This window comes from Dapis brunnea BLCC-M229, assembly GCF_050015995.1.
Classification (GTDB): Bacteria; Cyanobacteriota; Cyanobacteriia; order Cyanobacteriales; family Microcoleaceae; genus Trichodesmium.
Window position 1 is genome coordinate 91,542 of sequence record NZ_JBNHEP010000127.1, and the last position, 9,135, is coordinate 100,676.

Sequence of the window (9,135 nt, forward strand, 5' to 3'; positions counted from 1 at the left end):
AATTCCCAATTCACAATTTTTATACTCCAACAAGAGTAATAAAAATGGGTGGCTGGTTGCTGAATAGGAGCAATAGGGAACGACCCGATGAAACTTCGTCAAAAGACACTAATTATTATTAGTACAGCGATCGCTAGTCTTATAGTGGTCTTGTGTACCACAGCATCAATGATGTTGCTTTATGACTTCCAAGATTTGGAGGCAGATTATGTTCGTCTAGATGTTGCGAGAGGATTACATGAACTAGATGAGCAGTTGTCCAATTTATCTGCCATAGTCAAACAGGATACAATATTGTTATTATCAAAAAAATTTGCTAATAAGAATAAAGTAGAACCTGATGTTAACTTAGCTATAGAGAAATTGATTAATTTCAATTTAGTTAAAAACTTTTTTATTAATCAAAAACTTAACTTAATATTACGATTGAATTCTCAAGGAGAAATTTTATTTAGTCAAGGATTTGATCGAGATAAACAAACAGAAATACTAATACCTGAAAGTTTAGAAAAACATTTACTTTTAGTTCAAAATCTAGAGCAGGAAAATTATTTTCCCAAAACAGGTATTATTGTTTTACCAGAAGCACCTCTTCTAATTGCTGCTACTTCTATTACCAATGAAAAAGAGGGTTTGAGCAAAGATACTTTAATTGTTGGACGTTACTTAGATAATACAACAATAGCCACGTTAGCTGAATCTACAAAATTATCACTAACTTTGAGTCGGTGGGAAAATAATTCCCTTTCCCTACAAACTAATCAGCAACTGAAAACTTCAGAAATAGTCGTACAACCCCTGAGCGCTAATAAAATAGCTGGCTACACAATTATCAAAGATATCTATAATCAACCTGCTCTAATTTTACAAGTAGAAATAGATCGAATAATTCACCACCACGGTCGATCGCTCTGGGGTTACTTTATTCTTTCATGGGTAATAGTAGGTTTCGTTTTTTGTGTACTGACAATTGCAGTTATAGAAAAATTGGTCGTCTCCCGCGTTTCGCAATTCAGTAAAGTAGTAAAGAAAATAGCCTCCAGTGGAGACCTTTCAACCCGTGTATCAATGCCAGGGAATGATGAGTTGTCTAGCTTGGCGCAGACTATGAATAAAATGCTAAAAGCTTTAGAAAATTCTCAATTTGACTATCAAGACAGTGAAGAGCGCTATCGACTAATGGCAGAAAACTCCACTGATATGATTTCTCGTCACTCTTGGGATGGCGTTTTCCTTCATGTATCACCTGCTTGTCGCACTCTCATGGGATATTCTCCATCGGAACTTGTGCATACTCATCCCGAACAATTTTTTGCACCTGAAGATACTAGACTACTTGCTAAGGCTTATTATACTATTCTCAAAAAACCAGTAACTTATACTCTTACCTATCGTATCCTTCATCAAGATGGTAGATACATTTGGTTTGAAACTACTGCTCGGACAATTCGTCATCCTGAAACTGGGAAAGTACAAGAAATTATTGCAGTTTCTCGTGACATTTCTGACCGTAAACAAAGAGAAGAAGAATTGCAAGAAAGTGAAGCAGCTATTCGGAGACTATATCAAATAACTTCCACTCCTTATCAACATAAAAATCCAGATAATTGTCTGAGTTCTTGTTTTAATCATCGCCTCCAACAATTATTAGAAATGGGGTGTGAAAAGTTTGGTTTAGAAATAGGAGTATTATCTCGAGTTGAGGATAATCAATATACTATTGTCGCCGCTAAAAGTCCCGATAATTCTATTTCTCCAGGACAAAAATTCGACTTAGAAAAAACTTTTATTTTTGCAGCCATAGGAGAAGAAACAATATGTTTTGAATCTATCAAGTATTCGGGTTTTTATAACACCATAGATATGGTTTTTCCCATCGAAGCATATATGGGAGCGCCAATTATGTTAGGAGGTTCAGTTTACGGTACTCTTAATTTCTGGAGTCCTCAAGCTCTCAGCGAACCTTTTAAAGCTGTAGATAAAGAATTATTAAAACTAATGGCTCAGTGGATAGGTGGAGAATTAGAGCGTCAAAAAACAGCACGGGATCTAGAAAAAGCTAGAGATGAAGCACTAGCTGCTACTAGAGCTAAAAGTGAATTTCTAGCAACTATGAGCCATGAAATTAGAACTCCAATGAATGCAGTTATTGGTATGACTGGTCTACTATTAGATACTCCTCTAAAATCAGACCAAAAAGATTTTGTTGAGACTATTCGGAGTAGTGGTGATGCTTTACTATCACTGATTAACGATATACTTGATTTCTCCAAAATAGAATCAGAAAAATTAGACTTAGAAGAACATCCTTTTGATTTACAAACTTGTCTGGAAGAATCGATTGATTTATTAGCAGCAAAAGCTTCTGAGCAAGGATTAGAGCTTGCCTATTTTATTGACCCAGAAACTCCTACTATGATTATCGGAGATATTACTAGGGTACGTCAAATTTTAGTGAATCTTTTGAGCAATGCTGTGAAATTTACTTCTCATGGTGAGGTATTAGTTTCTGTTAGTGGAAGAAGGCTAGAAACACAGGAAAATTTACAAAATTTAGCAGCAAAAAATATTTCTGAATCTAATACTTGTGATATTTGGCCTGTGTATGAAATACAATTTTCAGTTAAAGATACAGGTATTGGCATTCCTGCTAGTCGTATGAATCGTTTATTTAAGTCTTTTAGTCAAGTTGATTCTTCTACAAGTCGAGAATATGGGGGTACAGGTTTAGGATTAGTTATTAGTAAAAGATTAGCTGAAATGATGGGTGGTCAGATGTGGGTTGAGAGTATGGGTGTAATTGGCGGAATTCCCCCAATAGGCTATAGGTTATCTACTTTAGATGAAAAGTTGGCTAATACAAATGAAAAATTTGGTTCAACTTTCTATTTTACGATAGTCAATAAATGTAGTATTCAGACCGTTAAGGATAAATTAATTGAAACTAATTATTTAGATGGTAGTCAGCATAATTTAGTAGATAAAAGAATACTAATTGTTGATGATAATAGTACGAATAGAAAAATTTTATTGAAACAAACTGAATCTTGGGGGATGATAGTCAGTACTGCTGAAAATGCTAATCATGCTTTAGAATTAATGGCGACAGAGAATAAGTTTGATGTAGCAATTGTAGATATGCAAATGCCAGAAATTGATGGTTTGACTTTAGCTACAAAAATTCGCCAAAATCAAATTTATCAAGATTTACCTTTGGTACTTCTCTCCTCTTTAGGTAAGCAAGAAATTAATCTTTCTCAACAATTATTTGCAGCAGTTATTAATAAACCTGTCAAACAATCTCAGCTTTATGAAATCTTACTAAATATTTTTTCTGGTCAAGGTATTCAAGTTAGAGTCACAAATAATAGTAAATGGAATGCTGAGGCAATTCCTTTATTGGCAGAAGAATTACCATTACGAATATTATTAGCTGATGACCATTTAGTTAATCAAAAAGTAGCTTTGCAAATTTTACAACGGATGGGATATCGTGCTGATGTTGCTAGTAATGGTTTAGAAGTTATAGAAGCTGTATTTGGTTTGCCTTATGATGTAGTTTTGATGGATGTACAAATGCCTTTGATGGATGGTCTCGAAGCATCTCGTCGCATTCGGCAAGAATACGAAAATCCCACAGAATATCCTGAAAAAGCTTCTCAAAAAAGACCTCGAATTATTGCTATGACTGCTAATGCAATGCAGGGCGATCGCGAGGAATGTATAGCTGCGGGAATGGATGATTATATTAGTAAACCTATACAAATGGAGCAGCTTATTGAAGCTTTGAGTAAATGTAAACCTCTGGTCTTTGAGGGGAAAGAAAAACTGAATTTTCCACAATCAAATACTTTTACACAAACTGAGGAAAATAATAATAATATTTCTAGTGAAAAGACTATTCTTGAGAGTAAGGTAATAGAAAGTTTGAGGGAAGTGGAAGCTCTAGATGAAGTAATAGAAATTTATTTGGATACTTCTCCCGAACTGCTAGAGAATATTCATATTGCTATTAATCAAGCTAACCCATTAATACTTAAGAATGCTGCTCATTCTTTGAAGTCTATTAGTGGTACTTTAGGGGCGATGAATCTTTATAAAGTTTGTCAGGAATTAGAAGTGTTAGCTCGTTTAGCTTATGAGTCGGGAAATTCTACTCCAGGAGAAGCAATAGAGATTTTTGCTGAGGTGAAAATTGAGTATGAAAAAGTTATTAATGCTTTGAAATTAGAGCGGCAGAAATAATAGTATTGGTGTGACACACCTAAAATGTTGCAATATTAATATTAATCACGAAATGCCACAACAATCAATATAATCCCAAGAATTAACCCACCCTTACGGGTTAATTCATTAAATTAGATAGCCAACAATAAATAATAATAAACCCACCCCCCATCACCATTAATTCCACCATATTTATTTATCCGTTTGTGGGATATTCATGGGTTGGGGGCAGGTTTAGTTAATTCAATTATCAATATCAAAATCAATGATGGAACCTGCCCCTACAATATTAATTAATTAACCCGGTAGGGGTAGGTTTATCCGTTTAATTACATACCCAACAATAAATAATAATAAACCCACCCCCATAACTATTAATTCCACCATATTTATTCATGAGTTGGGGGCAGGTTTAGTTAATTCAATTATTAACATCAAAATCAATGATGGAGCCTGCCCCTACAATATTAATGACAAAATGCACCGACAATTTTTCATCAAAAAAATCAACCCGTAGGGGTGGGTTTATCCGTTCAATTACATACCTAACAATAAATAATAATAAACCTATCCCCCATCACCATTAATTTCACAATATTTATTCACCGAACTCTTCTCGGTTTATTGCCTTTAAACCCACTCCAACCAATAGTTAAATAACAACTTGCTAGCAATAAGCTGGTTAAACCTATTTTGATACTAGAATGAAACGTTGATAGTTGTGATTTTTGTATTTCTCGCTGTTGTTTCCTTTCTATTTGTTTTGTTAGAGTTTCGCGAACTTCTTCTACTTTTACTTTAAAAGTATTAGGATTACTTTTAAATTTTTCTAAATTAGCTATTTGTTCTTCGCTCAATTGTCTTTTTCTGGTAAATGACTCTAATTTCTGATTATTTCGGAGCATATCCCCTATTACATTTTGTTGCTCATCTAAACGTTCTGCTAATGTTTCTTTTTCTTCTTTAGCAGTTTGATTTGCTATTTCCACTGCTTCATTACTTACTGCTACAGCATTACTAATATGCAGAGGAATAATTAGCAAAAATATGATACCGAAAAAGAAAGATAATAAATAAACCCAAAATTTTAAGCTATCCCACTTAAGTTTAGGTTGTGGTGGAGCTAAACCTAGAATTTCTTCAAAGCCATAAGCACAAAACATTAAGGCTATTCCTAAAATTGGTACAATACCCTCTTCTACTATTGTGGTCGTGAAATTGAGACTCCAGTCTGTATCTCCTATCTTGATAGTGAATAGAAGCAAAAAATAATTGATAATGGTAAACAGTACCAAGATAATTCCAGCTAGTTTCATAAATCTAACTGCCTGGACTGGTACTTGACTGATATTAGTTCCTTTCATGGTTGAGATTTATAATATGTACGTCAATCTAGTTGGAGCAAAAATTGCCCACAGTTAATACTCTGTCTATATCTATTTAGATATCATTTCTACCATATAATCCTATCTTCATATTATCTTTACAAAAAATTTGCGTATTTACTCTAATTGACTATCCTGTTTTTTGTAGTTACGATAGAAATGTAATTAAACAAGAGTATGGATTAGCTAAAATTAAAAACCTACCAATGCTTTTTCTCTTGTTCAAATAACTTAGAGTTTATAGTTATTAAAGCAACCTAGTTATTTAGGAAACTGAGAGTATTAAAAAAATACTTATTAGCTCCGAAATATCTAAGTTCTGATAATCAATAATTTTTGTTCAGTATTTACAGGTATATATCCATGAAAAAATTACTTACAGCGATCGCTTCTACAGCTTTTTTAACTTTATCTGCTGCAGTACCTAGTATGGCAGAAGTTGTTGATGTTCCTATAGATGACCTTGGAATGGTGTTACTATCAAATGAAAGTTCTTATGGTGATGCAAGTTTAGGTTTAGATACAGAGCTAAACGAATATACATCTGTAACCCTTGGAGGTTGTACCGCCGATCTAATGTGTGTGCAAAATCAAATAGGTGCGTGGGGATTAGTCGAGTGTAGTGGAGCTGCTACTGCAGGTGGGAGTATGAGTATACAAGCTGGAGCAGAATGTGTTATTGAAAAAGGAGGTTTCAGTGCATATGACAGTTGTACAACTGGCACTTGCCCATTAAAATAAAAGCAGAGTAAACAACTTCCTTCAAACGAAAGAATTTAAGAGTCAGGAGTCAGAATGTTTGATATATTCTGGCTCCTAGTACTGCTACGCGGAAGTCAGAAGTTTTGATTGGGGCGTTGCATATTTGTGGGATGAATTGTAGTTTTGGAGAAAGAGGAAGTAAAAGATGGGATTTACCTATTCCCAAAAGTTTCATCCCTTGATTCAGCAACACCATAAATATGTAGTGTTTAGAACTCAAAAATGCATAAGTTCTGATTTTATTGTGCAGTGGGGGTGGGTTTAACTCAAAGTCTGGAAATTAGCGATAACTTTTCAAGACCCGCCCCGTTATAAATAGGAACTGAAAAACTACCTTTCAATAATGAATAATTAATTATTAATTATTCATTATTACCCCTCCTTGAAAACGGATAGGATTGACTAATCATGAAAATTTTTATTTATTATCCCCTATCCAAGGGGAGGCTTTAAACCAAAATTTTTCGGTAAAAAAGGGTTTTGATTGGGAAAAATTAAAACTTAGGAGTCAGAATGTTTGATATATTCTGGCTCCTATTTTTTTTGATTTTATTGCTCAGTAGGGGCTGGTTTAAGGCATCATGTAAAAATAAGTTGTACAAATTTTATCTGAAATAGATTGTGAAATCTAGCTGCCATTAAAAAAACTGTTCAGGTTATTTTTACACGGCTCCTAACCCAAAGTCTGGAAATTAGTAATATAGTTATCAAAACCCGCCCCTACATTATTGGGCGGGTAATGCTGAAACCATTGTATGATTGGGGAGCGGGTTTATCTGATTAAATATTGAATCCCATTAATTTAATACGGAACCCGCTCCTAGGTTTTACAACATCACAAAAAAATAAGGGAGCCTCATCGACTCCCTATTCCAGACTTTTATACTCACTAACAAAAACAGAGAAGCTATTCTAATTTTACTTTGCAGACTTACGCTTAGTAGCAGCAACCAAACCACCAATAGCCATTAGACCTAATAATGTAGAAGGCTCGGGTGTAGAAGCAGGAGGTTCAGATAAAATACCACCGAATTCTTCTAGAGTAACTTCATAGTTACCATTGTAAGAGAACCCATCACTGTCAGTAATTGAGAAAGCTTCTTCATTAGTAGTTTCTGTAGCCCAACCGAAACCAGTAACTCCATCAATGTCGTATGCAAAAATTTCACTCATTTGCACACCTTCTAAGAAGGTTGCTAAAGTTGAGTTTACGTTTCTGAATCTATCTGCTAAGTTGAAGTGACCTGCTAAACCAACTACAACGTCGTCACCAACTTCGTTTATGTAAGAGATGTTGGGATCGCTAATCAGATCAAATCCCCCATTGCTTATAAACGTACCATAAGCAAAGTTTCTCACAAAAGTATTGCCTGCAAGAGCAGTTTGTGCCCAGGCATCAGAAAACCATTGCGAACCAACAGTTTGTTGCCAAGTAACATTGTTGTAAATATCCTCAGTCACATTGGTAAATCTGGCAGTTCCCTGAATATTTTGAACTCCAGCAAGTGGGTTACCACCTGTATCGCTACTACCGAACTCTACATTACCACCAGGATTAGAGCTATCTCCTTGTAAAATTGAATCCAACTGAGTCAAGTCGTTAGTTACTTGAAAACCAGTACCTACTTGTTCGCGCAATATCAAATCTGTACCTATAGGGCTAAAAGTAGCAGCCATTGCCGGAGCTCCGAAAACTGCACTCATACCAGCAACAACAGAAGCACTTGCTAAAAATTTCTTTACTAATCCTGCCATGATTTTTGTTTCCTTAATTTTGATTTGTGTCTTGTAAAAGTTAGCTAGGCTAAAAAACTTATAAACAACTGGTTAAATGGAAATTTATCTATTAAAATCATCAAAACATAAGTAATAAGATATTATGTGTGTTTCAAATCACCGATACTTATGATTTTGATTAGGTCTTTTGTTTAACAATGCACCTGTAGTTAGGTTTTATATTGTTTGCCAGTCATTTAAGCTTTTTCCTTTTCGCTTAAACCTATTATAAGCAGGTTTAAAATCAAATGTCTATAGTTTTATATAAAGTTTTAGTGAAGTTTTACCCCCTTTAAAAAACGTTGTAATCACTTATGTAATTACACGGAATAATTATTAATCAAAGAAATTAATCCTCAGTATTATCAGGTATAGGTAGGTTGAGTTAATTCAATTATCAGTATTAATTGCAAAATTATTTATCCCAAAATTTTACCGAAAAATTTTGGTTTAAAGCCTCCCCTTGGATAGGGGATAATAAATAAAAATTTTCATGATTAGTCAATCCTATCCGTTTTCAAGGAGAGGTAATTATTCATTATTCATTATTCATTATTCATTATTGAACCGTAGGGGTGGGTTAATTCATAGAATTATCACAAGAAGTAAGAAATAAAATAAACCCACCCCGATTAATAGTTTTGGGGCAGGTTTAGTTAATTCAATTATTAGTATCAAAATCAATAGCAGAACCTGCCCCTACAATTTTTCATCAACAGACCCCCCAAGCACCATCAATTACACAATTATTTATGACAAAAATTCACCCATAGGGGTGGGTTCATCCGTTGCATCAAATATTCAATAATAAATCAAATAAACCCACCCCCGATTCATGGTTTTCGGGCAGGTTTAGTTAATTCAATTATTGTCATCAAAATTCATGGCAGAACCTGCCCCTACAATTTTTCATCAACCTACACCCAACATCCATCAATTACACAATTATTTATGACAAAAATTCACCCATAGGGGTGGGTTCATC

The 9,135-nt window shown here is 34.4% G+C and carries 4 protein-coding genes; 2 read left to right on the top strand and 2 right to left on the bottom strand.

Features of this window, described 5'->3' with window-relative positions:
- The first annotated feature begins 87 nt into the window (after window positions 1-87).
- Complete coding sequence (locus ACP6PM_RS15270) at window positions 88-4,245, top strand: response regulator (RefSeq protein WP_426586009.1); 4,158 nt, start codon at window positions 88-90, stop codon at window positions 4,243-4,245.
- Window positions 4,246-4,829: 584 nt separating this feature from the next.
- On the opposite strand, the gene ACP6PM_RS15275 is transcribed toward ACP6PM_RS15270, so the two are convergent.
- The gene (locus ACP6PM_RS15275; RefSeq protein WP_426586011.1) at window positions 4,830-5,591 is read right to left on the bottom strand and encodes an HpsJ family protein; all 762 of its coding nucleotides are present in this window, start codon (window positions 5,589-5,591) and stop codon (window positions 4,830-4,832) included.
- A 384-nt stretch (window positions 5,592-5,975) separates the two neighbouring features.
- Here ACP6PM_RS15275 and ACP6PM_RS15280 point away from each other — a divergent pair, with 384 nt between their 5' ends.
- Complete coding sequence (locus ACP6PM_RS15280; protein ID WP_426586013.1) at window positions 5,976-6,353, top strand: hypothetical protein; 378 nt, start codon at window positions 5,976-5,978, stop codon at window positions 6,351-6,353.
- A gap of 939 nt (window positions 6,354-7,292) precedes the next feature.
- On the opposite strand, the gene ACP6PM_RS15285 is transcribed toward ACP6PM_RS15280, so the two are convergent.
- The gene (locus ACP6PM_RS15285) at window positions 7,293-8,129 is read right to left on the bottom strand and encodes an NF038130 family PEP-CTERM protein (protein ID WP_426586015.1); all 837 of its coding nucleotides are present in this window, start codon (window positions 8,127-8,129) and stop codon (window positions 7,293-7,295) included.
- Window positions 8,130-9,135 lie beyond the last annotated feature (1,006 nt).